Origin of the sequence: Photorhabdus noenieputensis, assembly GCF_018448935.1 — a bacterium.
Lineage (GTDB): Bacteria > Pseudomonadota > Gammaproteobacteria > Enterobacterales > Enterobacteriaceae > Photorhabdus > Photorhabdus noenieputensis.
This window is the reverse complement of the sequence record NZ_RCWC01000171.1, coordinates 1-612: the sequence shown is the minus strand read 5'-3', so window position 1 is coordinate 612 and position 612 is coordinate 1. Positions and strand designations below refer to the sequence as shown.

Sequence of the window (612 nt, the reverse complement as noted above, 5' to 3'; positions counted from 1 at the left end):
TGACCACTTTGTGGCTCATGACTGGGGTGAAGTCGTAACAAGGTAACCGTAGGGGAACCTGCGGTTGGATCACCTCCTTACCTGAGATAGGTTGAGTGCAGTGCTCACACAGATTGTCTGATGAAAGAAGAGACTGACGTTATCGTAATAGGCTTGTAGCTCAGGTGGTTAGAGCGCACCCCTGATAAGGGTGAGGTCGGTGGTTCAAGTCCACTCAGGCCTACCAAACGCTTTTCCTCTTTGCCATTTTCGAACGCTGCATTACTCATGTGCTCGCGCACACTGCGTGATTCGCGTTGAAACTGGCTGTGATGAAAAGGTTTGAATAAAACTCTGCGATGACGGTCTATTTCTGTATGGGGCTATAGCTCAGCTGGGAGAGCGCCTGCCTTGCACGCAGGAGGTCAGCGGTTCGATCCCGCTTAGCTCCACCATACTAAACGTAATTCAGAGTATATTGGCGACAGTATACTGCGAATTATTTTGCTCTTTAACAATCTGGAACAAGCTGAAAAATTGAAATGCTCAATAATATCACCGAGGTATTATTGAGGTATCTCTCAGGCTGAACAATCCGAGACCTTTTCGGGTTGTGAGGTTAAGCGAATAAGC

Annotated in this window: 2 tRNA genes and 1 rRNA gene; all 3 read left to right on the top strand. The window is 47.5% G+C overall.

Annotation, left to right across the window (positions count from 1 at the left end):
- Positions 1–80, top strand: a 16S ribosomal RNA gene (locus EAE91_RS23700); the annotation flags it as partial.
- A gap of 69 nt (positions 81–149) precedes the next feature.
- Positions 150–226: transfer RNA gene (locus EAE91_RS23695), tRNA-Ile, on the top strand.
- Positions 227–358: 132 nt separating this feature from the next.
- Positions 359–434, top strand: a tRNA-Ala gene (locus EAE91_RS23690).
- Positions 435–612: the final 178 nt, after the last annotated feature.